This is a genomic window from Streptomyces sp. NPDC037083 (genome assembly GCF_055606485.1).
Genome location: NZ_JBVJSQ010000006.1, coordinates 156,289 through 178,700, shown reverse-complemented (window position 1 = coordinate 178,700; position 22,412 = coordinate 156,289). Strand labels below are relative to the sequence as shown.

Here is a 22,412-nt window from a genome sequence, read left to right as displayed (position 1 = left end):
ACGCGCGCGTGCGCCGGTGAGCGGCCGAAGGGAGAATACGCCGCGTGATCGTCGACTGCGCCATCTACCGGGACGGGCACCGCGTCGAGGGCCCGCAGGACTTCTCCGACGCCGTGGACGAGGCACGTTCCAGCGGCGGCTTCGTGTGGATCGGGCTGCACGAGCCCACCGAGAAGGAGTTCGACCACGTCACCCTGGAGTTCGGGCTGCACCCGCTCGCCGTCGAGGACGCCCTCAACGCTCACCAGCGGCCCAAGCTGGAGATCTACGACGACTCGCTGTTCCTGGTGTTCAAGCCGGTCGTCTACGAGGCCGAGAGCGACACCGTCTCCTCCGGCGAGGTGATGGTCTTCCTGGGCGACTCGTTCGTGGTGACCGTCCGGCACGGCGACGGCGCGCCCCTGGCCGCCGTGCGGCGGCGGCTCGAGGACGAGCCGGAACTGCTCGCCAAGGGGCCCACCTCGGTGGTGTACGCGATCGCCGACGCCACGGTGGACCACTACCTGGACGTGGCGACCGAGCTGCAGACCGACCTGGAGGAGCTGGAGACGGAGGTGTTCTCGCCGGACGGCGGCGGCTCGCGGAACACCGCGTCGCGGATCTACACCTTCAAGCGGCAGATCCTGGAGTTCCGCCGGGCGACCGGCCCGCTGGGGCCGCCGCTGAGCCGGCTGGCCGGCACCAGCGCGTTCGGCTCGGGCGTGCCGTTCGTGAACGACAAGGCACGGCCCTTCTTCCGCGACGTCAGCGACCACCTCACGCGCGTGAACGAGTCCGTGGAGGGCCTGGACCGGCTGGTGTCGGACATCCTGTCGGCGCATCTGGCGCAGATGAGCGTCCGGCAGAACGACGACATGCGGAAGATCTCGGCGTGGGCGGCCATGGCCGCGGTCCCCACGATGATCGCGGGGATCTACGGCATGAACTTCGAGCACATGCCGGAGCTGCGGTGGGTGTGGTCGTATCCGGCGGTGATCCTGTTGATGGGCGTGCTCGAGGTGCTGCTGTTCCGGCTGTTCAAGCAGCGCGGCTGGCTGTAGCCGCCCGCCGGCCCGGCTCAGGCGAACTCGGGCGCAGCGGTCGCGGGACCGCCGAGCGCGTCGCGGCGTTCGGGCATCTCCAGGGACACCATCCGCCGCCAGCCCGCGAGCCGCTCCCACGCGTAGACGGCGTGGATGCCGGCCGCGAGGACGGCGGACCTGGCCCTGGACCAGCCGAGGATGCGTCCCATGTGGGCCATGACGGCCAGGCTGACGTCCCGGTGGACGCGGATCTCGGCGAGCGCGCACGTGCGCAGCGTCCGCTGGATGGCCCGGCCGTGTCCCGCGCGGGCGAAGCGCAGCAGTTCCTCGTGGCAGTAGGCGAGGTGGTTGTCCTCGTCGTTCGAGATCATCTTGACCGCGCGGCCGATGTCGGGGTGGTCGGCGAAGTGCTTGCGCAGCAGGTCCATCTGCTCGGAGGCGCGCTGTTCGGTGACCCGGCTGTGGGCGAGGTAGACGACGATGTCCTGCACCGTCAGGGCCCGCTCGGCCTTGAGACGGTCGTGCGCGAGACCGATGCCGCCGCGCTCGAGGAGCATCGTGTAGTCGGTGTCGGGCGGGACGGGCACGGGGTCGAGGCCGCGTTTGCGCAGCAGCGCGGTGAAGATCCGTCCGTGCTTGTCCTCGTCGGCGCCGTGGCGGGCGATCTTGGGGGCGAGGTCACGTTCGCTCTGCGGGATGAGCGCGGCGATCCGGGCGTTCTCCCAGCCGCCCTGCGACTCGCCGCCGGCGGCGATGGAGCAGAAGAGGGCGAAGGACTCGTCGTGGTCGATGATCTCCTGGAACAGACTCTTGGCCGAAAGCATCGTGGGGCACCTCTCCGCATAGCGCAGGATTCCGCAGCGTTCCGCAAGGAACGAGTCAAGTGCGGCACTGCGGGCCCTGCAACAGCTGTGTCCGACGGCTCCGCCGAAAGAGGTACCCCGGCCGTCGGCCGGGGAGCGTAACCGCGCGCCGTGCGGCGCGTTGTTCCCCGTGACGGCCGTGGCGGGGAAGACCCCCGAGCCCCCACCACGGCCGCTGAAATCCTCCTCCTCCCGGCTATGCCAGGCCGGCCAGCTCCAGCGCCTGCACGCCCGCCCGCAGCGAGGCGAGCCGCTCCTCCAGGGCGAAGCCCGCCGGGGCCAGGGTGAGGGTGGTGACGCCGGCGGCCGCGTAGGCCTTCATCCGGTCGGCGATCCGCTCCACCGAGCCCAGCAGCGTGGTCCGGTCGATCAGCTCGTGGGGGACGGCGGCCGCGGCGCCCTGCTTGTCGCCGGACAGGTACTTGTCCTGGATGTCGGCGGCGGCCTCCTCGTATCCCATCCGCTGCGCGAGCTGGTTGTAGAAGTTCTGCTTGCGGCTTCCCATGCCGCCGACGTACAGCGCGGTGTAGGGGCGGAAGGTGTCGGCGAGCCGCTCGACGTCCTTGTCCTCGCCGAGGGCCAGCGGCAGCGTCGGGCAGACGTCGAAGCCCTCCAGGGTCCGGCCCGCCTTCTCGCGTCCGGCGCGCAGGTGCCTGATCGCGGTGTCCTCGAGGTGGTCGGCGGAGGGGAAGATGAGCAGCGCGCCGTCGGCGATCTCGCCGGTCTGCTCCAGGTTCTTCGGCCCGATCGCGGCGATGTACAGCGGGATGTGCTCGCGCTCCGGGTGGACGGTCAGCTTGATCGGCTTGCCCGGGCCGTCCGGCAGCGGCAGCGTCCAGTGCGCGCCCTCGTAGGACAGCCGCTCGCGCGTCATCGCCTTGCGGACGATCTCGACGTACTCGCGGGTGCGGGACAGCGGCTTGTCGAACTTGACGCCGTACCAGCCCTCGGAGACCTGCGGACCGGAGACCCCGAGGCCGAGCCGGAAGCGGCCGCCGGACAGGGAGTCGAGGGTGGCGGCGGTCATCGCGGTCATCGCGGGCTGCCGCGCGGGAATCTGGAAGATGGCAGAGCCGACGTCGATCCGCTCGGTCTTGGCGGCGACCCAGGCGAGCACGGTGGCCGCGTCCGACCCGTAGGCCTCGGCGGCCCAGCAGACGGAGTACCCGAGGCGGTCGGCCTCCTGGGCGACGGCGAGGTTGTCGCCGTCCATTCCGGCACCCCAGTAGCCGAGGTTGATCCCGAGCTGCATGGCCGATCCCCTTACTGATCAGTAACGACGCTGTTGCGGACAGACCTTAGCGTGGGGGACGGGGGCCGGGGAGGGCGGTGTGGCGAGGGTCGCGCCGGCCGACGGCGGGGTTCCGGCCTGCGCGGACCCGGCCCGACGTCCCGCGATTCGGTTGTCCACAGGCAACCCACTGCCCAGTTCTGGCCAGTAATCTCGGCGTCCATGGAGCAGAGGCATCTCGGCCGCACCGGCCTGCGCGTGTCCCGCATCGGGCTCGGCACCCTCACCTGGGGGCGCGACACCGACGAGCACGACGCCGCGGACGTCATGAAGACGTTCTGGGAGGCGGGCGGGACCCTGGTCGACACGGCCGACGTGTACGGCGACGGGGACGCCGAGTACCTGCTCGGGCGGCTCATGGAGGGCCTCGTGCCGCGCCGGGACCTGATCATCTCGACGAAGGCGGGCAGCGTGCCCGACCCGGACCGCCGCTTCGACGGTTCGCGCGGTCACCTGCTCGCCGCCCTCGACGCCTCGCTCGCCCGTCTCGGCACGGACTACGTCGACATCTGGCAGGTGCACGCCTTCGACCCGGACACCCCGCTGGAGGAGACCCTCCAGGCCCTCGACATCGCTGTCGCGAGCGGTCGCGTCCGGTACGCCGGCGTCTCCAACTTCTGCGGCTGGCAGCTCGCCAAGGCGGCCACCTGGCAGCTGGCCGCACCGGGCGTGCGGACGCGGCTGGCGGCGACGCAGATGGAGTACTCGCTGCTGCAGCGCGGCATCGAGCGCGAGGTGCTGCCGGCCGCGCTGGACCTGGGCATCGGCCTGCTGCCCTCCTCGCCGCTCGGCCGCGGCGTCCTCACCGGCAAGTACCGCGGCGACGCCCTGCCGCCCGACTCGCGCGGCGCCTCGGACCACTTCGCGCTCTTCGTCGAGCCCTACCTCGACGACACCGCGAGCCGCATCGTGGACGCCGTGTCGACGGCGGCGGACGGGCTGGCCGTGACACCGCTCCAGGTGGCCCTCGCCTGGGTCCGCGACCGGCCCGGCGTCGCCGCCCCGATCGTCGGCGCGCGCAACGCGCAGCAGCTCACGGCCGCATTGTCAGTGGAGGCGCTTAGTCTTCCTGACGAGATCTGCCGGGCCCTCGACGACGTGTCGGCGCCTGTGCACCGCTATCCCGATCACGACTGGAGCACGCTGTGAGCACGGAGCCGGACCCCCCGGAGAGCACGGAGCACGCCGGGACGGCGGAGCCGGACGCCCCCGGGGACCCCGGCACGTCGGCCACCGCCGACCCGTCGGAGCCGGGAGCGGCCGAGGGCGGGGCCACGGACACCGCACCGGACTCGGGCTCGGGCTCGGAGCCGGAGTCCCCGGTGGAGTCGGAGTCGGGGTCTCAGGCGGAGTCGGCCTCGGAGTCGGAGACGGCCTCGGAGCCTGGGTCCCGGTCCCGGCCGGCGCCCGAGTCGGGAACGCCCGGCGGCGGCGCGGACGGGGCGGGCGCGGGAGCCGACGCGGAGGCGTCCGAGGCCGACGGGGGTGCCGCCGCGACCGGTCGGGCCGCCGAAGCGGAGGCCGAGGCCGAAGCCGCCGCGCAGCTCTCCGAGGCGCAGGCCGAGCTCGCCGCGCAGAAGCTGGAGCGGGAGCGGATCGAGCGGCGCAAGGCCGAGAAGGCGGCGCCCATCGCCGCCGGGACCAAGCTCAGCGGAAAGGCCGCCGACCTCCTGGCAGCCGTACGGGCTGTGGAGGGCGGCGCGAAGCCCCCGGCCACCGTCTTCGGCGAGCAGGAACCCGCCCCGCGCCGCCCCGCCCCGGAGCCGGTCCGGCGTCCGCAGCCGACGCCCGCCGTCGCCGCCGCACCACCGGCGCCCGCGGCGGACGCCGTCGAGGGCGTGCGGCGCGTGCTGGCCGGCGGCGGCGCGCCCGAGACGCTCGCGCCGCAGGCCGCCGCCGCGCTCGGGGAGGACGCCGAGGACCTGCTGCGCGAGGACCCGTGGCAGTTGCTGCGCGTCCCCGGGGTGCGCCCCGAGCAGGCCGACGGGTTCGCGCGGGCGCTGCTCGGCCCGGAGTGCGCCCCCGACGACGAACGGCGCGGCCGCGCGGTGACGGTCTGGCTGCTGGAACAGGCCGCGCTGGCCGGGCACACCGCCCTGGAGCTGCCGACGCTCACCGCCGCCCTCGGCCGCCAGGCCGTGCCGGACGCGGACGCCGCCGTGCAGAGCACGCTGGCCGAGGGCGAGGCCCTCGTCTTCCAGGACGCCCTGGACGCGCCCGCGCCCGGAGCCGGGCAGCCGGTGGCGGACGGCGGGGAGGCCCCCGAGGGCGAGGAGGCCGCGCCCGTTCGTGTGCTGGTCGGTCTGGAGCGGTACGCGCTCGCGGAGGAGAGCCTCGCCGACGCGCTGGCCCGTGTGGTCAACTCCCTGGCCAAGGACGACTCCGCGGCGTGGGAGCCGGCGGCCGCCGCCGCGTCCCGCAGCGCGGCCGAGCTGATCCGCGCCGTCGCCGGGCACGGCCTGGTGCTGCACACCGGCGGCGAGGCCGCCCGCGCCGAGCCCGCCGCGCTGCTCGTCGCGGCCCGGTCCCTGGGCCTGCACGCCGTCGCGGCCTGCCACGCGCCGGACGGCCGGCGGCGGTTCGCGGCGCTCCTGGGCGAGGACGACGGCGCGGTCGTGACCGTCCCCGGTCTCCTCTCCGGCGCCGAGGGTCCCGGACGGGACGCCGACGGGGCCTTCGCCCTCGACCTGCTGATCGTGCTCGACGCGCCGCAACTGGACGTGGAGAGCGCCGCCATGCTGGCGGAGTCGCTGCCGGACGGGGCACGGCTGGTGCTCAGCGGGGATCCGGCGGTGCTGTGGTCGGCCGGGCCCGGCCGGGTCTTCGCCGATCTGCTGGCGGCGCGCGCGTGCCCGCAGATCGCCTCGCGCACCCCCGACCCGGGGCCGATCGGCGAGCTGGTGTCCGGCATCGGCATCGGCGAGCTGAACCAGGTCGACGCTCCCGGCAAGGAGATCGTGATCGTTCCCGTGCGGGACGCGGGCGAGGCCGTGCACCGGACCGTGCAGCTCGTGGCCGACTCGGTGCCGCGGGCCTTCGGGATCACCTCCGACGAGGCCGTGGTGATCACCCCGGGACACGGCGGCGCGGCCGGCACGCGGGCGCTCAACGCGGCTCTGAAAGAACGGCTCAATCCCGGCCCCGGCCGCTTCGGCGGCTTCGACCCCGGCGACCGGATCGCCCACTCCCCCGCGCCGGGTCGTACGGTGACGGGCCGGGTGGTGACGGCCGACGCGGACGGGCTGCACCTGTCCTGCGCCGACGGACCCGTCGTCGTGCCGAGGGAGCGGGTGGAGCAGACCGTGCGGCACGGGTGGGCGCTGACGGCGCACCAGGCGGTGGGCAGCCGATGGCCCGCGGCGGTCGTGGTCCTGCCCGGGGACGCCGCGCAGGCCCTGTCCCGCCCCTGGGTGTACACGGCCTTCGGCCGGGCGGAGCGCCACCTGTCCGTGGTGCACGGCGTCGAGCAGGCCCTGCCGAGAGCGGTCGCCGAGGTCCCGGCGAAGCCCCGCACGACGCGGTTGCCGGTGCTGCTGCGCACCCAGGTCCCGGCGGCCGACTAGCACGAACGGCGGCGGTCGCGAAGGGTTCCCCCTTCGCGACCGCCGCCGTCCTGACACTCGGGACGCCGCCGGCTCGTGCGGTCATGTCACCGCCCGTGATCACCGGCCCGCTCGTGACCGGCGACCGGCTGGTGTTCGCCGACCGCCGGCTCGTGCTCGTCGGCTAGCGATCCGCGTCCAGCGTCTCCAGCTCCTCGTCCTCGATGTCGTCCACGAGATCGTCGTCGGCGTCGGCGTCGGCGTCCAGCTCGTCGAAGACCGAGCTCACGTCGAAACGGCAGACCACCCGCGCGGGGTCGGCCTCCTCGAACGGCGCCTCCAGCCATTCGCCGGGCTCGGCCGTTTCCTCGGCGGCCAGGACCCACAGCGTGGAGTCGCCCTCCTCCAGGCCGAACTCCTTGTGCCGGGAGGCGATCTCGTCCGGCTCGAACTCGCCGAACAGGATGCCCAGCGCCCCGTGGACCGTGTCCGAGACAGCGCCGCCCACTCCCTCGTCGTCCGCCGCCTCGACCCGCTGGGCCTGCGCCATGAGCCGCTGCGGCTCCGCGACGGCGTAGTCGCGACGGATCAGCACGCTCAGCGCGTTCGGCTCCTCGGGGCCCGCATACGGCGGCAGGGAGTCCTCCGCACCAGGAATCTCGAAGGGCGTGACCTCGTCGTATCGGTCGTAGAGCAGTTCGTCGTACACCTCGGCGGCCGCGGCCAGCTCGTTGAACGCCTCGTAGACGGCCTGGTCGTCCTCTCCCGTCCTGCGTTCGACCGCGGCCAGGTGGCGGTCGAGCGCGGTCTTGACCGCCTCGGCGGCGGCGCGTACCTCGGCAGCGGTGGGCTGCGCAGCATCAGACATAGTGCAGACGCTATCCGTACCGGGCCCCAGCCCGCACAATAGATGCGATGCCGGAATACGAATTTGTCGACGTCTTCGTACCGCGCGGGGTCTCCCGCAAGGAGGCGACTCGACTGCTGACCGACCATGCCGAGTACGGACACTGGGAGTTGGACCGCCTGAGCCTGCTGCGTGACGGCAGCCGCAGGGTGCGGTTGCGCCGGCGGATCATCCGCCAGGTGCGTGCCACGTGGTGAGGTGAGACGACACGAACGGAGCGGGCCCCGCCGAGGCGGGGCCCGCTCCGTTCGTGGGCGCTCCGGGCGGCTACGCGGAAGGACGCGCCTTGCGGTAGAGCAACGCGCCCGCGAGCAGCGCGCCGGCGCCGACCGGCACGACGAGGCCCATGGGCATCTCGCTGCCGGTGTGCGCGAGCTGCGCGGCGTGGGCGCCGGGCAGGTGGCCGGAGGAGGCTCCGGCCGGCGTCACGTGGTGCGAGGTGGACGGCACGCCCCCGGGGCGGGACGGGTTGGAGTGCCCGTGGTCGGCCGGCTTGCCGGGCCCGTGCTCCGCGGGCTTGCCCGGCGTCTCGTGGCCGCGCGACGGGGGCGTGTGCACGCCGCTGTCGTTGGCGCAGTCGTTGCCGAAGCTCGGGTTGAGGATCCCGACCACGTCGACGCCGTTGCCGCACACGTTCACCGGCACGTCGATCGGCGCCTGGACGTTGTTGCCGGAACCGACACCGGGCGATCCGGCGGTGTGGCCGCCCGCGTACGCGCCCCCGGAGCCTCCCTGAGCTGCGGAGCCGCCGTGACCTCCGTTGTGGCCCTCACTGTGACCACCGCCGTGGCCGCCGTTGTGACCACCACCGTGGCCGCCGTTGTGGTTCCCGCCGTGGCTGCTGCCGCCGCCCCGGTGCTCGCCGTAGCCCCGCGACTCACCGCCCTTGTTCGCGCAGGAGTTGCCGAAGGTCGGGTTGAGCGCGCCGATGACGTCGACGGTGTTGCCGCACACGTTCACGGGAATGTTGATCGGAGCCTGTACCGAGTTGCCCGACAGGACGCCGGGCGAATCGGTGGCGGAGCCGCTCGCCCCGGCGTCGGCGTGGGCGTAGCCGCCGGCGGCGGCGATCACCCCCGTTGCCGCCGCCACGGTCATGAGGCTTTTGCGGGTGACCTGTCGCATTGCTGAATCCCTGCTTTCAATCTCGTCCGCTTCCCGAATTGCCTGCATCATTGCAGGTGTTCGATTAATTCGGGATTTTCGAAGTCTTCGGCTTTTCCTTCGGAAAAAGGCCGGTCGGCCCCGGAGCGCATGGCGTGCGCTCCGGGGCCGACGGTGTGGACGACCCCTCAGCGGGTCGACCTCAGTTGTTGATGCAGGTGTTGCCGAAGGCGGGGTTCAGCAGCCCGATCACCGAGATCGTGTTGCCGCAGACGTTCACCGGGATGTGCACGGGGACCTGGACCACGTTGCCGGACGCGACACCCGGGGAGTGCACCGCGGCACCCTGGGCGCCGGCGTCGGCGACGGCCATGCCCGCGCCCGCGAGAACCAGCCCACCAGTGGCAGCCGCAGCAGCGACGACCTTCTTGATCATTATTCCTCCTTGTTGGCAAAGCGACCCCAAGCAGCGGATCGCATGTCACCAGTAACGAGGCGGAATTAATGAGGCTACGCGCTTATCGGCGCATTCACTCTTCCCAGTCGCGTCCGCACAGGCGGACGATTTCCTTCGTCGGGTGAAACCTCGTTTCACCCGACATTTCAGGACGCGTCGATGAAACGGTCGAGCACCCGTACCCCGAACTTCAGCCCGTCCACCGGGACCCGCTCGTCCACGCCGTGGAACATCCCGGCGAAGTCCAGCTCCGGCGGCAGCTTCAGCGGGGCGAAGCCGAAGCCGCGGATGCCGAGGTCGTCGAAGGACTTGGCGTCGGTGCCGCCGGAGAGCATGTACGGGACGGCCTTGGCGGCCGGGTCCTCGGCGAGCAGCGCGGACTGCATGGCCTCGACGAGCGCCCCGTCGAAGGAGGTCTCCAGGGCCTTGTCGGAGTGCACGTCCCCTCGGCGCACGTTCGGGCCGAGGATGCGGTCGAGGTCGGCGAGGAACTCCTCCTCGTGCCCCGGCAGGAACCGTCCGTCGACGTGCGCGGTGGCCTCGCCCGGGATCACGTTGACCTTGTATCCGGCGCCCAGCTGGGTGGGGTTGGCGGTGTTGCTCAGGGTCGCGCCGATCAGCTTGGCGATGCCGCCGAGCCTGGCCAGGGTCGACTGCATGTCCTCGGGGTCCAGCTGGGTGCCGAGCGCGTCGCCGAGCTCGTCCAGGAAGGCCCGGGTCGTCTTGGTGACCCGCACCGGGAAGGTGTGCCGGCCGAGCCGGGCCACGGCCTCGGACAGTTCGGTGATCGCGTTGTCGCGGTGGATCATCGAACCGTGACCGGCGGTGCCGGCGACCGTCAGCTTCATCCAGTGCATGCCCTTCTCGGCCGTCTGGATGAGGTAGAGCCGCCGCTCCTCGCTGACGGTGAACGAGAACCCGCCCACCTCGCTGATCGCCTCGGTGACGCCCTCGAACAGGTCGGGGTGGTGGTCGACGAGGTGCCGGGCGCCGTAGGTGCCGCCGGCCTCCTCGTCGGCCAGGAACGCGAGCACGATGTCGCGGGGCGGCCGGCGCCCGGAGCGCAGCCGGTCCCGGACGACGGCCAGCGTCATCGCGTCCATGTCCTTCATGTCGACCGCGCCCCGGCCCCACACGCAGCCGTCCGCGACCTCGCCGGAGAAGGGGTGGTGGGTCCAGTCGACCGCGTTGGCCGGGACGACGTCGAGGTGGCCGTGGATGAGCAGCGCGGGCCGGGACGAGTCCTCGCCCTCGATGCGGGCCACCGTGGAGGCGCGGCCCGGGTGGGACTCGAAGATCCGGGGCTCGAGGCCCACCTCCGCGAGCTTCTCGGCGACCCACTCGGCCGCCTTGCGCTCGCCGGGGCCCGAGTGGTCGCCGTAGTTGCTGGTGTCGATCCGGATCAGCTCGCGGCAGAGGTCCACGACCTCGTCCTCGCCGGTGACGCTCCTGGCCGTGTCGTCCGTCGCGTTCACGCTGCTTCCTCCCGCTGTCACTGCTGGTGGTCTCCGCCTCATCCTCCCCCTCTCCCGCTCCCCCGCCCAAGACCGGTCCCGGCCCGTCACACGCCGTTCACGCCGGACCGGGCGCCGGCCGGGCCCCGGGCCGGTCGGCCGCCCCGTGATCGGGCACCCCGGAAAGCCTGGTAATGTTTACGACGTCGCCGCGAGGGAAACCCCGCACGACAGACACCTTGTCCGGGTGGCGGAATGGCAGACGCGCTAGCTTGAGGTGCTAGTGCCCTTTATCGGGCGTGGGGGTTCAAGTCCCCCCTCGGACACAGAACCAGAGAGGGTGGTTCCGGCCAGTGGGCCGGGCCACCCTCTCTGTTGTTCCCATCCTTCGTTCCCACCTTCGTGGACCGGATGGTCAGGCGGGCCACTCCGGGCCGGGGACCCACAGTCCGTGACGCTCGTAAAGCCATCGCGCTGCCACCCGCAGCGCGGTGGTGGGCAGGTCGGGCACACCCTCCGGCCACTCCCGGGTGAGGATGTGCTCCAGGAGCCGGCGGTCGACGGTCTCGTCGGACGCCGCCAGTTCGGCCATGAAACTCTCCACCGTCGGCAGATGCCGTCCGGCGTTCGGCGCCACCAGCCAGTGCAGCAGCCAGGTGGCCACCTGCAGGGCCCGCGCCGCCAGGCAGAACTCGATTTCGGGGTCGGCGTCCGTGGGACGGGAACGCAGCAGCAGGCGCTCGCGCAGTACGGCCCTGCACAGGTCGCCCAGTTCGTCCTCGGTGTACTCGCGCTCCCCCAGCGTGCCGAGGACGAGGTTCTGCGCCTGGCAGTTCAGCGGCTCGCCGAGGATCTGCACGAGGTCGCTCACCGAGGTCTCGCCGAGCAGTCTGTCCCTGAGGCTCCTGCGCAGCTCGTCGGCGTGCGGGCCGTAAGGAGAGCGCAGCTGCCGCACCAGCTCCGCGCGCACGCGGGGGTCCATCGGCTGCGCCGGCCTGCGGCGTTTGCGGATGATCCGCGGCTTCGGAGGGGCGTTCAGGAAGGCGGTGGCTCGCGCTTCCCGCAGGATCGCCTCGCGCTGATGCCGAGGCCGCCGCGGTGTCTCGCGGCGATCCGGCTCCCGGGTGCCGACGACCGGGGGGCGCTCCGGCCTGGGGGGCGGTGCGGGGGCAGGACCGACGGCCGTGCGGGACGCGACGGGCGGGGCCGCCCCGGCGGACGGCGGCTCGGTCTCCCGGCCGTGGACCGGGGGCGTCCGGCGTTCCAGCTTCGCCCATGACTCCGGGTCGATCCAGAGGTGGCGGCCGGCCCAGGGGTCGGGCTCGTTCTCCTGCGGTTCCGGCTCCTCCTCCCAGAGGTCCGCACCCGGACGGGAGGGCCGAACCTGCCGGGCGGATCCGGGGAAGGGGCTGGAGGCGGAGGTGGAAGCAGCGGTGGAAGCAGGGGTGGAGACGGCGGTGGGACGGGGGGCGGCCCGGGACGCGGCGGCGGAGGCGGGCTGCGGCACCGGGGGCACTGCCGGGGGCGGTTCCGGCGCCGTGACCCTGGTGGGTTCCGGGGCCGTTGCCCGGGTGGGTTCCGCAGCCGTTGCCGGAGTGGGGTTCCGTGCCGTTGCCGGGGTCGGCTCCGGGGCCGTTGCCGGGGTCCGGTCCGGCTCCGCGTGGGGTGGTCCGGTGGGCCGGGGCTGCGGGGCGGACGCGGTCGGTGTGCGGGCGGAGGGCGGGGCGGGCGGCCGGAGGCGGGGGTGGAGCAGTCGCCCGGTCACGGCGCCCTCGATGACGTCGTAGCGTTCCTCCTCCGGCAGCGACGCGGCGTCGGGCACGCGCTGGAGGGGGCGCCGGTACTCGTCCGGGGAGCGGGCGGCGAGCCAGGTGCCGTAGTGGGTGACCAGCAGTTCGGCCACGTCGACCGCGCGGTCCCGATGGGGGTCGGTGAGCTTGATGCGCCGCAGGTCGTTGTCCTGCGCGTGGGAGCGGCGCCAGTCCGGGACGAAGACCACGCGGTGCGGATGGGCGTCCGAGGTGTCGTAGGTGGCGTAGGTCCAGCCGTCGTTGCCGAGCCAGTTGCCGAAGATGTCGCACAGGGCCCACAGGGCCGACAGCGCCGGGTCGGGCGGCGGCTCGTCGGTGACGTGGCCGGCGTCGGCGCGCGCGGCACGGGCGGCGTCGGCGGCGGCCTCCAGTTCGCCGATACGGGCCGACACACGGCCGCGCGGGGCCCGCAGGAGCTCGGCGACCAGGCGGACCAGCGGCTCCCGGATCAGCGGGACGCCGTCCTTGAGGGGGCCCTGTCTGTTGTCGGCCAGCTCCTGGACGGCCCTGAGCTCGAAGGGCGGGATCCTGCCGCGCGCCTCGTCCAGCCAGCCGGCCTCCTTCCAGGGGCCGGAGCCCAGGGCCAGGCAGCGGCGGGCGGTGAGGGTGCCGGCCGGCGCCATCAGGGCATGGCACATGTTGCTCTCGCGGCTGGTGCCGTCCGTGTCCGGCATCCTGCGCAGCAGGACCGCCTGGTCGCCGTGGATCAGACGCACCACGCTGGTGCGCCCGCCGCCGCCCTTCACCCGCAGGACGGATCCGCGGTGTTCCGCGAGGTCGCGTGCGGTGCGTTCGTCGCAGGAGTGGGCGACGGCGGTGATGCCGGCGCCCCGGGTGGCGCCCCGGCTGCCCGCCCACCGGAAGACCAGCTGGTCGACCACCCCGAGCCCGTCGCTCACATCCCCACCTCGGCGGGGCCGTCGGCGCCCGTGTCGGCGATCATCCCGCACATCGACAGCACGGAGACCAGCGGTTCCAGGACGCGGCGCGGCCGTACTCCGTGCACGAAGCGGTCGTCGCGGTACTGGCTGCCGGTCGCGGAGGCGAAGTGCAGGGTGCAGCGCAGCACGCTGTCGAAGGGGCGGACCCAGGCCGGTCCCGCGTAGTGGCGCAGGAAGGCGTAGGCGTCGCAGCTCTCGGCGCGGAACCGTTCGGCGGAGACGCGCGGCATCGCCGGCTGTGACAGCCAGCGGTCGACCGGGGGCTCGAAGCGCAGGAGGTCGCACTTGTTGATCACCACGGCCGCGGCGACGCCGAGGTACGTGCCGCTGCGCGGCAGCCGGTCCAGGACGGTCTGGAAGGCGGGGTCCCCGCCGCGGGTGTACTGGAACGCGCCGCGCAGGGGGTCGAGCTGGGCGTGCGGCAGGGCGCGCAGCGGGTCCACGACGAAGATCAGGGCGTCCACTCCCAGCATGAAGCGCAGCAGGGCGTCCGTCCGCCGCAGGTCCTCGCCGCTGAGGTCGAAGAAGGCGAGCGGCCGTGTCCTGCCGTCGGCCCCGGTGAGCAGCAGGGCCTCCTCGAAGGTGGCGGAGGTCTCCAGCTGCGGGGTGTGCTCCAGCATCCGGCCGGAGCGCAGCACGTCCACCTGCTCCTCCATGAACTCGCGGTGGTCCTGCGGGTTCACGGACTGCCAGGTGATGCCGTAGGGCTCGAGACCGCCGTCGGTGATCTCGCCGATCATCTGGGTGAGCAGATGGGTCTTGCCGGTCGCGGAGTCGCCGACCATGGCCACGGTGAGCGGGCTGCCGTGGGTGAGGTAGGGGACGGGGATGTAGTGCGGGGTCACGCCGTCGGTGTTGCGGCAGCGCTGGTAGGCCGAGCGCAGGGTGTCGGCCCGGCGCAGCGGGCTGGTCTGGCCGCTCAGGTCCAGGGTCTGGTACTGCTGCCGCTCGTCACGGACGTACAGGTGGCGTTCGTCGTAGGAGACGACCTCGAGGCAGTAGGGGCAGAGCATGTCGGGGCCGGCGGCGCCGATGTCGAACAGGCTCATCGGTGGCCGCCCCTTTCGGTGCCCGCGGGCCGGGCGTCGTGGACGGTGCTGCCGCCGTAGAGCCAGGCGCTCTCCTCGCCGGTGCCGGCGGGCGGGCGGCCGACCGGGGCGTCGGCCGGGTGGGGGTCGGCGCGCCAGGGCGGCCCCGACGGAGGCGGAGGCGTCGACGGGGGCGGGATCCGGCGCAGGGAGGCCCGTTTGCGGAGCATCACGGTGTCGAAGTCGCGTCGGTAGGGGTCGAGGGGGTCGGGCTGCGCGGCGGCGGGGAAGTCGGGTCCCGCACCGGGCATGAGGAGTTGGAGCAGTGTCGCGGGCTGCGGCCGGTCGGCGGCGCGGGGCGCGAAGACCGGGGCGAGGGTCTGGGCGAGGGAGGGGTGGGCGGCGAGATCGGAGGAGGGGCCGTCGGGATGCCCGGCCCGCCCGGTGACCAGTTGGTGCATGACCTGCCCCACGCTCCACAGGGCGTCGCGGGCCTCCGTCAGGCCCTCGCCGTGCCGCTGCTCGGGCGAGGCGTAGGGCGGGATGCCGAACGGCCGGCGCGGGCGGCCGAGGTGGGTGACGGAGCCGAAGTCCCAGAGCTGGATGCCGTGGTCGTCCCAGCGCACGGCGGCCGGGACGAGGCCCTGGTGGACCAGTCCCACGGCCTCCATGAGCCGTACGGCGAGGACGAGATCGCGTTCGATGACGCGCTGCTGGCTGGTGGACACGCCCTGGGCGAGGGCGGCGACCGAGCGTCCCCGGGGCGCCGCGTAGACGATGAAGGGTTCCGGGGCGTTGATGTCGTAGCCGATCGGCACGGGGAAGAGACCGCTGTAGCGGGTCCCTGAGTAGGCGCGGTGGACGGTCAGGACGGCGGCGGTCTCGGCCTCGATGCTGGTCTGCGCCGCCTCGTTGCCCAGTTCGGCCTCGGGCAGCCGGACCTGGAGGCCGGACCAGTCGTCCCCGAACTGCACGCGCCGGCCGACGGCGGGCGGGCGGACCATGCGCGGCAGGTCGGGCCCGAAGCGGGCCTTGACCCGGAGCAGGGTGCCCTGCGGGGAGATCATGCTCAGCTCGTCGAACTCGCCGCCGGCCGGCGGCCGGTGTTCGGGTTCTCCGGGATCGCCGGGGCCGCTGCCGTGCGGTCCCGGGCGTCGGTCGTTCACCATGAGGCTCCCCCACTGTCACCGTGCGACATGCCGCTGTCGGCCTTGTCGCCGTCCGCGGCCCGGACGCGGATCCGTACCGTCTCGACCGCCCCCGGGCGCAGGGCGGTCAGTTTGATCGCGCCGACGAAGCGGCCGGACGACATCCAGACGGCGTCGTCGGGCACGTGCGCCGGGGCCGTCCCCAGCGCGGTGCGTATCGCCCGCGGTGCGAACCGGATGACGTGCATGGCCGTCGGGTCGCGGCTGAGCAGCGGCATCTGGGCCGCCGAGCACAGCGATCGCAGCCGGTCGGCCGCCTCGGGCGTCAGCGCGTCCTGGAGGGGCCGCAGGCCGCTGCCGAGCAGGGCCATGGCGTCGCCGCGGCGGCGGCCGTGCCGGGCGAAGGGGGGCACGGCCATCACCCCGCAGCGGTCGAGGTGGCGTCGGGCGGTGCGGAAGCCGTCGCGGACGGCCTCCGCGAGGGTGTCGGCGGGCCGGTGGGCCGTCGTGGCGGGTGCGGCGGCGCCCCAGAACCGGCGCAGGGCGTCGACGGTGGCGTCGGCGAGGTCGGCCACCAGCGTGGGCAGGAGTTCGGGCCCGCCGTCGGCGGCGGTGTGCACCAGCCAGTGCGGCCCGTCGAGGGACGCGGTCCGGTCCTCGGCGTCCGCGGGCGTCTCCGTCTCCTCGCGCGCACCGGAGAACGAGGACGAGGACAGGGGGGAGGACAGGGACGGGAACGTGGACGAGGGCGGGGGCGCGGACGCGGAGAGGAACGGGGGCGTGGCGGTGGACGGGGTCGGGAACGGGGCGGTCCGCCCGGTCGGTGGCCGGTCGCCGTCGGGGTGCTGGCGCCAGGGCTCCTCGTCCCACGGGCCGACGCCGGCCGCGGCCTCGCTCCAGGGGTCTTCGGCCCAGTCCTCGTCCGACCAGGCGGCCGCGGGCCATCCGTCAGCGGTCCGCCCCGGGTGGGCCGGGGCCTCCCGAGTCAGGTGGACGTCGGGGCCGGGGCGCCCGGGGGCGGCGGCGCCGTTCGCGGTCCGGCTGCCGTGCGCCTCGGCGGCGCTGCGGCGCAGCACCACGGCGAGCGCGCGTGCGGAGTCGGCGCACCTGGTGCGTTCGTCGGCCGCCCACCATTGCTGGCGCATCGCCTCGGCCAGGACGCGGTCCACGCCGTCCAGTCCCTGGCGCAGCAGGGCGAGGGAGGTGCCCTCGCACCATTCGTCCACGGCCCGCATCCAGTCGGCGCAGACCATCAGCAGACAGGCCAGCGCGGCCGCCGTCGCGCCGATCACCCCGATCCACGGGGGCGGGTCCAGCAGGCGCCCGAGCAGGAGCGCGCCGGTCGCGCCGAGGACGACGGCGGCCGTGCGCGGGCCTGCGGCCTGTCGGATCGGACCGCGCACGGCCGGGTTGGGCCGGCGGCCCGCGGCCAGGGCCCCGCCCGCCAGCAGCACCAGGACGGGCACCACGGCGAGCACGGTGCCCGGCCACCGGCCCAGCCCGGCCACGGCGATGAGCGCCCCGAGACCGACGAGCCGCCCGAACCCCGCGGAGGCGAAGCCGAAGGGGTGGGAGACGCTGACCCGGCCGGGCAGGTCCGTGGGGCAGAGCTGGTCGAGGCGGTCGGCCAGGCCCGCCGCCGGGACGGTCGCGACCTGCTCGGACAGGGAGGTGAGCCGGCCGGCCACCGTGTGCAGGGCGAGGCCGCGGGAGAGCAGGCCGAGGGTGAAGGCGCCCAGTTCCTCCTCGGCGCCGCGCTCGGGCCGCCCGGTCGAGCGCGGCCCGGTCGGGGGCGTGACCCCCAGCCGGTCGAGCAGGGCGGCGGACTCGGCGGGCGGGACGCCGGGGGCCCCGCTCTCGCGCAACAGGCGGGCCACGACGTCGCGGTAGCGCCGCAGGCCGCGCGAGGCGTCCTCCACGGCCCGGGGCAGGGTTTGCGCGGCCTCCTTGCCGGTGAGCAGCGCGAGCGGCCGGGCGAGGTCGGACCAGGCCGTCTCGGCGGCGTCCATGGACCGCGAGCAGGCCTCGCGTTCCACGGCGACGGAGCCGCCGGGCCGCAGCAGCCGCTCCGCGGAGCGGACGGAGCCGCCCGGCAGCAGTGCGGCCAGCGCCCGGGGCAGGTTCTCGGCCACCGGGCCGGTCTCGTCGGCGGTGGCCTGCGCGGCGGGGTCGCCGGCGAATCCGGCCAGGGCGGCCCGCCAGGCCCGTTCGCGGGCCTCGGCGGGCAGGTCGTAGGCGAGGACGTGGGCGGACAGCGCGGCGGTGGCGGAGGGGCAGCGCAGGGCCTTCGCCAGCACCTCGTCGAACAGCTCGGGCGGACGCAGCAGTTCGACCAGCAGGGCGACCGCGGCCTCGCTCCCGGCGGACCGGCCCCCGGCCGTCCGGTCCTGCGCCGACCGTTCCTGTGCCGACCGTTCCTGTGCCGACCGGTCCTCTGCCGGCCGGCCCCCGGCCGACCGGTCGGCCGCGCGGTGCCGGCCCGGCTCCTCGGCCCCGCACTGCGGGTCGGACACCCACAGGACGGCGGCTCCGGCCGTGCGCAGCACGGTGGGCAGACGCAGCCGACGGCCCGCCCGGGGCGTCGCAACGGGGGTGACCGGTCCGTACGCCCTGCCCGCACCGCCGGTGCCGGTCGCCCCGTCGGTCCCGGCCGGGTGGTCGGCGGGCTCGGGCGTGAGGTCCCCGAGCGGCGGGTCGACGGCGGGCACGTCGCCGACGGCGACGCACAGCACCTGCGGCGCGGAGTGCGCCGGGTGTCCCATGACGCGTTCGTAGGCGGCCGTGTGGGCGGTGAGGCCGACGGCCGTGTCGAGGATCAGCAGACGCAGCGGCCCGTATCCGCCGGGGCGGGCGCGGGAGAGCTGTTCCTGCAGGGTGCGCTGGGCGGCGGTGAGGTCGGCGGGGCGGCCCGGCGGCGGCCTCAGATCGAGGACGAGCACGCCGACGCCGTCGTCGGACATCGCGTCGGTCACCGCGGGTCTCCCTTCCAGGGATCGTGCTCGCCCACGCCGTGCCACTCGTCCTGGCCGTCGCTGTCGGCCATCCCCCAGGGCACCGAGGTGTCGGCGCCGGGCCAGGGCGCGTCGGCGGGGACGCGGTCCGGGAAGGGCGGGTAGCCCACGGGCTGCTCGGAGACCGGGACGGTGCGGCCCGCGGTGGGCACCTGCGCCGGCCCCAGGGGCGCGCCGGGCGGCTCGCTGCGGACGGCTTCGGGGTCCGGCCAGGGGTCCGTGCCGGGCCACGGGGGCGGCGCCCCCTCGGCCGCGGCGCGGGGCGCGGCGGGCGGCGCGGGGGGCGGGCCGGGCGGTGGCACGGCGGGGACGTCGGCCTGGGTGGGGGTCCAACCGGGGCCGCCCGCCGTGGTGGTGGCCCACCAGGACGGGCCGCTCGTCGGTCCGCCCGAGGCCGCGGGGTCCGGCCGGCCGGGTGCCGCGCCGGGCCACGGGGGTGGGCCGCCGCCCGCCGGTTCGGCGGGGGCGGGCCGGCGCCACGGGTCCGGGGGCGCCGGCGCGGCTGCGCCGCCGGGCCGTGGCGCGGGGTCGGACGGGCCGGCGGGCGCCGCGTCACCGGGGTGTTCGCGCCGGGGCGCGGTCGTCGGGCCGCCGGGCGCGCGGCCCATCCGGGTCCACTCCTCGAGCGCGCGCAGGGTCGACTGCACGGCGCGCTCCTCGTTGGGGAAGGGGAGGTCCAGGGCGCCGGGCAGCGACAGGGACCAGAACTCCCGCAGGGGGCGCAGCCATTCGGCGATGCGGCCGCCGTACATGCGCTCCCGCTCGGCCAGCAGGTCCAGTTGACGCGGCGCCACCTCGTGGACGAGCTTGAGGTAGAGGGGCGAGGGCCGGCTGCCGGAGGCGGCCAGTCCGTTGGGCAGGGTGTTCATGAGGACCCGGCAGTAGTCCTCGACGATGGCGTCCTCCTCCAGCAGCGCCCAGCGCTCGTAGGCGCGCAGCAGACCGGCCCAGCTGGACACGCCGTCGCGGTGGTCGTCCAGCCGGAGGGTCAGGCCGGGGGCCTCGGGGCCCATCTCGTCGTGCAGGCGCAGCGTCACGCGCTGCGGGCACGCGGGGTCGCCCTGGACGTCGACCCGCCCGTTCCAGATGACGCACAGCAGACGCTGCAGGATGTGCTTGCGGTCGTCGGCGGTGCAGGCGAGCCAGTCGTCCTGGTAGCCGAGCCGCTGGCGCCAGCGCAGGACGTCGTCGTCGCGGCGGTCCTCCTGTGCGCGGGCCCACTGGCGCATGACCTCCCGGGCGCCGGGCACCTCGGTCAGGCTCATCTCGCTGCGGAACAGCACGACCGTGATGGAGTCGGTGTCGACGGGCCGGAAGACGATGCTGCGGCGGCCCTTGGGCAGGTGGAGGGCCTTCTCCAGGTAGTCCTCCAGCACGGTCCGGCGGCCGTGGGTGCTGGGGTAGGTGATGAGGACCTTCAGGGGGCCGTTGCCCTCGGGGGTGAAGCCGGCCGGGAGCAGCCCGGCCAGCTTGTAGGTGAACTGCTCCAGCGCGGGTTTGCTGACGTTGCGGACGGCCTGGCCGTCGCCCACGGCCGCGGACAGCAGGGTGCCCATGCTGGGCAGCAGGGGCTGGGCGCGCTGCTGGGCGCCGGGCTCGGCGAACAGCTGCTCGACCCGCTTCTGCAGGACGGTCCTGACCTCCGAGACGGCGGCGGCCGGGTTGCGGCGCCCGGCAGTGAAGGCGGCCTCCCAGCGGTCGGCCGAGACCAGGTGCGTCAGCAGGTCCGCCTCGTCGCCGCCGCGGCCCAGCTGGGCGCTCTCCACCAGGCGGTCGATCAGATCCTCGTAGAAGTCGCGCAGGCTGTTCTGTGGGGGCAGCAGGTAGGACACGCCCGCCCGGTCGTCGTACAGCTCCTGCAGTCCGGCGGCCCAGGCCCGCGGTTCCTCCTCGACGTGCTTGTCGAAGGCCTCGGCGAGCTGGACGATGTCGTGGCGCAGGTCCTCCGCGGAGCGGCGCCAGCGCGGTTCCTGTTCGTCCCAGGCGCGGTGCCAGACGTCCTTGGCCCGCCACTCGTACCAGCGGTCCTGTTCGTCGAGGGCGGCGCGGACCTCCTCGTCGCCCCAGCGGGCCCGGGACAGTCCGCCGGCCCGGCGGCGGATGCGGGGCACGGACGGCGGCTGCACGCCGACGCCGGCCGGGCGGGCCGGGTCCTGACGGCGGTTCTCCAGCATGCCGAGGAAGCCGAGTCCGGCGGCTCCGGGCCGGCCCGGCACCCCCTTGACGACCGCTTCGAGGCTCAGCAGGTCGATCTTGCGGAGCAGTTGTTCGGCGGCCACCCGTGGCATGAACGCCTCCGCCAGCGCGGGCACCTGGCGCTTGAGGCGGGTCTCGAGATCGCCGAGCAGCCGCTGCATCTCCTCCAGCCGGTCGCGCAGCGCCTGCTGGATCTCCGAGGTCCCCTTGGGCACCGGGTCCGGTTCGGGCACGGGCAGCGCCTCCCGTCGCCACAGGGGTGCGATGCCGGCGGCGGTGAACATCTCGTGGACCAGAGCGCGGACGTCCAGGGAGGTGTGGGCCGCCGAGTCGGTGAGCCGGCGCACGGCCAGGGCGAGCATCCGCGCCGCGACCAGGGCGGCGAGTTCGTCGAGAGGGGAGGTCATGGCGGCGACCAGGCTGGTGGAGATGCCGCGGTGGCCGATGCCGGTGGCCGAGCGGGTACGGCGGTCCACCTCGGCGTTGATGAAGTTGGAGGAGAACGTCTGGTCGTCGTGGTCGGTGCCGCGGGCGGAGTCCCCGAGGTCGGTGCCGATCAGCGACATCACCAGGGAGACCATGGAGCGGCGCAGGTCGTCGGGACGGATGCCCGCGGTGGGGCTGAACAGGAACGCCGTCGGGACGGTGCCGGTGCGCAGCCGGACCGGGTGCATCTGGGGGTAGCGCATGGCCGTCGGGTCGGGGCGGCCGGTGTCCCCCAGGTTGGCCTTGGGGTCGGGCACGTTCTGCTCGTCCACCAGCCGGGACAGGTCCACCACGGCCCGGGCGGCGTTGAGTTCGGCCCGCCGTCCGCCGCCCTTGCCCGGCGGGAAGGCCTTGGGCATGACGACCAGCGGGTAGACGCGGGCGGCCAGCCGCTTCTCCTTGAAGACCTGGCCGATCAGGTACAGGTAGTCCAGGAAGATCCCGGCGCCGGTGCCGCCCGCCACGGAGAAGGCGACGAAGACGTCACAGCCGTTGAGCGGTCCGCCGCCCAGTTCGCTGAGCTCGCCGCCGGACAGGCCGATGGCGTCGATGGCCCGGCGCAGCGGGTCGAGCACCGGGGCGGGGCCGTCGCGCAGGGTGGCGAACAGCGCGGCGCGGCCGACGGTCGGCAGTTGTCCGGCGCCGCTGCGCAGCGGGGTGACCTTGGGTTCGTCGTCCACCGGGGGCAGCCAGCCGCCGACTTCGGTGCGGAGCACGGCCCGCAGCATCTGGGTGACCTCGGGCGAGCTGTCGAACTCGGCGGGCAGCAGGTCGTGGGTGGCGCGCGCGGTGCGGGAGTAGGCCTGCCGCAGCGCCGGGTCGGCGCTGAGGTGGGGCAGTTTGGCCAGTTCGGCCTCGCTGTAGTCGGCGTACACGAACTGCAGGCAGTCGGGCAGTTGGTGCGGGAGCCTGCGGCCGTCGCCGGTGAGGGCCGTGCCGTCGGGGCCGCAGAGCTCGGCGCGCAGACGGCGTTCGAGTTCGGCCCCTACCAGGCCGCCCGTGCCGCCCAGTCCGACGAACAGCATCGGCTGGAAAATCTTCATCGGTGAGATCCCCTCTGACAGGGCGGTGGTTGACGGCCCGGCAGCGTGTCCGTGTGGACCGGCCGTCCGGTGCGGGCCGGTGGTGTGGTGTGCGCGTGACGGCGGAGC

Annotated in this window: 15 protein-coding genes and 1 tRNA gene; 5 read left to right on the top strand and 11 right to left on the bottom strand. The window is 74.4% G+C overall.

Features of this window, described 5'->3' with window-relative positions; all coding sequences use genetic code 11:
• Nucleotides 1–44: 44 nt before the first annotated feature.
• Complete coding sequence (corA, locus tag ACZ7DE_RS18225; RefSeq protein WP_470762328.1) at nt 45–1,040, top strand: magnesium/cobalt transporter CorA; 996 nt, start codon at nt 45–47, stop codon at nt 1,038–1,040.
• A gap of 17 nt (nt 1,041–1,057) precedes the next feature.
• On the opposite strand, the gene ACZ7DE_RS18220 is transcribed toward corA, so the two are convergent.
• The gene (locus ACZ7DE_RS18220; RefSeq protein WP_470762326.1) at nt 1,058–1,846 is read right to left on the bottom strand and encodes a ferritin-like domain-containing protein; all 789 of its coding nucleotides are present in this window, start codon (nt 1,844–1,846) and stop codon (nt 1,058–1,060) included.
• Nucleotides 1,847–2,081: 235 nt separating this feature from the next.
• Complete coding sequence (locus ACZ7DE_RS18215) at nt 2,082–3,137, bottom strand: LLM class F420-dependent oxidoreductase (RefSeq protein ID WP_470762324.1); 1,056 nt, start codon at nt 3,135–3,137, stop codon at nt 2,082–2,084.
• Nucleotides 3,138–3,338: 201 nt separating this feature from the next.
• On the opposite strand from ACZ7DE_RS18215, the gene ACZ7DE_RS18210 reads away from it, so the two are divergent.
• Both ACZ7DE_RS18210 and ACZ7DE_RS18205 read left to right on the top strand, forming a co-directional pair.
• Nucleotides 3,339–4,325: an aldo/keto reductase gene (locus ACZ7DE_RS18210; RefSeq protein WP_470762322.1), complete on the top strand. Its 987-nt coding sequence runs from the start codon at nt 3,339–3,341 to the stop codon at nt 4,323–4,325.
• Nucleotides 4,322–6,739, top strand: coding sequence for a helix-hairpin-helix domain-containing protein (locus ACZ7DE_RS18205; RefSeq protein ID WP_470762320.1), 2,418 nt, complete (start codon nt 4,322–4,324; stop codon nt 6,737–6,739). Before ACZ7DE_RS18210 ends, ACZ7DE_RS18205 begins: the two co-directional genes overlap by 4 nt.
• 163 nt (nt 6,740–6,902) lie before the next feature.
• On the opposite strand, the gene ACZ7DE_RS18200 is transcribed toward ACZ7DE_RS18205, so the two are convergent.
• Complete coding sequence (locus ACZ7DE_RS18200) at nt 6,903–7,586, bottom strand: hypothetical protein (protein WP_470762318.1); 684 nt, start codon at nt 7,584–7,586, stop codon at nt 6,903–6,905.
• A 47-nt stretch (nt 7,587–7,633) separates the two neighbouring features.
• Here ACZ7DE_RS18200 and ACZ7DE_RS18195 point away from each other — a divergent pair, with 47 nt between their 5' ends.
• Nucleotides 7,634–7,822, top strand: a complete 189-nt coding sequence (locus ACZ7DE_RS18195) for a DUF5703 family protein (protein ID WP_470762316.1) — start codon at nt 7,634–7,636, stop codon at nt 7,820–7,822.
• Between the two features lie 70 nt (nt 7,823–7,892).
• Here the strand turns inward: ACZ7DE_RS18195 and ACZ7DE_RS18190 are convergent, their stop codons facing one another.
• The 3 genes from ACZ7DE_RS18190 to ACZ7DE_RS18180 form a co-directional block, all read right to left on the bottom strand.
• On the bottom strand, nt 7,893–8,750 hold the full coding sequence (locus ACZ7DE_RS18190; RefSeq protein ID WP_470762314.1) for a chaplin: 858 nt from the start codon (nt 8,748–8,750) through the stop codon (nt 7,893–7,895).
• Nucleotides 8,751–8,931: 181 nt separating this feature from the next.
• Nucleotides 8,932–9,165 carry a chaplin ChpH gene (gene chpH / locus ACZ7DE_RS18185; RefSeq protein ID WP_470762312.1) on the bottom strand — a complete coding sequence of 78 codons (234 nt, stop codon included), beginning with the start codon at nt 9,163–9,165 and terminating at the stop codon, nt 8,932–8,934.
• 167 nt (nt 9,166–9,332) lie between these two features.
• On the bottom strand, nt 9,333–10,703 hold the full coding sequence (locus ACZ7DE_RS18180) for a M20/M25/M40 family metallo-hydrolase (protein ID WP_470762310.1): 1,371 nt from the start codon (nt 10,701–10,703) through the stop codon (nt 9,333–9,335).
• A gap of 178 nt (nt 10,704–10,881) precedes the next feature.
• Here ACZ7DE_RS18180 and ACZ7DE_RS18175 point away from each other — a divergent pair.
• Nucleotides 10,882–10,966 (top strand) — tRNA-Leu (locus ACZ7DE_RS18175).
• An 89-nt stretch (nt 10,967–11,055) separates the two neighbouring features.
• Here the strand turns inward: ACZ7DE_RS18175 and ACZ7DE_RS18170 are convergent.
• From ACZ7DE_RS18170 to ACZ7DE_RS18150, 5 genes are read right to left on the bottom strand one after another with little or no spacing between them, the layout of a single operon-like run.
• The gene (locus tag ACZ7DE_RS18170) at nt 11,056–13,350 is read right to left on the bottom strand and encodes a hypothetical protein (protein ID WP_470762308.1); all 2,295 of its coding nucleotides are present in this window, start codon (nt 13,348–13,350) and stop codon (nt 11,056–11,058) included.
• Entirely contained in the window at nt 13,347–14,441 is a 1,095-nt protein-coding gene (locus tag ACZ7DE_RS18165) for a TRAFAC clade GTPase domain-containing protein (RefSeq protein ID WP_470762306.1), read from the bottom strand. The genes ACZ7DE_RS18170 and ACZ7DE_RS18165 overlap by 4 nt, the downstream gene beginning before the upstream one ends.
• Complete coding sequence (locus tag ACZ7DE_RS18160; protein ID WP_470762304.1) at nt 14,438–15,589, bottom strand: protein kinase family protein; 1,152 nt, start codon at nt 15,587–15,589, stop codon at nt 14,438–14,440. Before ACZ7DE_RS18160 ends, ACZ7DE_RS18165 begins: the two co-directional genes overlap by 4 nt.
• Complete coding sequence (locus tag ACZ7DE_RS18155) at nt 15,583–18,540, bottom strand: hypothetical protein (protein ID WP_470762303.1); 2,958 nt, start codon at nt 18,538–18,540, stop codon at nt 15,583–15,585. The genes ACZ7DE_RS18160 and ACZ7DE_RS18155 overlap by 7 nt, the downstream gene beginning before the upstream one ends.
• Nucleotides 18,537–22,304: a tubulin-like doman-containing protein gene (locus tag ACZ7DE_RS18150; protein WP_470762301.1), complete on the bottom strand. Its 3,768-nt coding sequence runs from the start codon at nt 22,302–22,304 to the stop codon at nt 18,537–18,539. Before ACZ7DE_RS18150 ends, ACZ7DE_RS18155 begins: the two co-directional genes overlap by 4 nt.
• Nucleotides 22,305–22,412 lie beyond the last annotated feature (108 nt).

Excerpts from the sequence above, each read along its gene's own strand:
- ACZ7DE_RS18220 (WP_470762326.1), bottom strand. The coding sequence starts at position 1,846 with ATGCTTTCGGCCAAGAGTCTGTTCCAGGAGATCATCGACCACGACGAG.
- ACZ7DE_RS18215 (WP_470762324.1), bottom strand. The coding sequence starts at position 3,137 with ATGCAGCTCGGGATCAACCTCGGCTACTGGGGTGCCGGAATGGACGGC.
- ACZ7DE_RS18210 (WP_470762322.1), top strand. The coding sequence starts at position 3,339 with ATGGAGCAGAGGCATCTCGGCCGCACCGGCCTGCGCGTGTCCCGCATC.
- ACZ7DE_RS18200 (WP_470762318.1), bottom strand. The coding sequence starts at position 7,586 with ATGTCTGATGCTGCGCAGCCCACCGCTGCCGAGGTACGCGCCGCCGCC.
- ACZ7DE_RS18195 (WP_470762316.1), top strand. The coding sequence starts at position 7,634 with ATGCCGGAATACGAATTTGTCGACGTCTTCGTACCGCGCGGGGTCTCC.
- ACZ7DE_RS18190 (WP_470762314.1), bottom strand. The coding sequence starts at position 8,750 with ATGCGACAGGTCACCCGCAAAAGCCTCATGACCGTGGCGGCGGCAACG.
- chpH (WP_470762312.1), bottom strand. The coding sequence starts at position 9,165 with ATGATCAAGAAGGTCGTCGCTGCTGCGGCTGCCACTGGTGGGCTGGTT.
- ACZ7DE_RS18180 (WP_470762310.1), bottom strand. The coding sequence starts at position 10,703 with ATGAGGCGGAGACCACCAGCAGTGACAGCGGGAGGAAGCAGCGTGAAC.
- ACZ7DE_RS18165 (WP_470762306.1), bottom strand. The coding sequence starts at position 14,441 with ATGAGCCTGTTCGACATCGGCGCCGCCGGCCCCGACATGCTCTGCCCC.
- ACZ7DE_RS18160 (WP_470762304.1), bottom strand. The coding sequence starts at position 15,589 with ATGGTGAACGACCGACGCCCGGGACCGCACGGCAGCGGCCCCGGCGAT.
- ACZ7DE_RS18150 (WP_470762301.1), bottom strand. The coding sequence starts at position 22,304 with ATGAAGATTTTCCAGCCGATGCTGTTCGTCGGACTGGGCGGCACGGGC.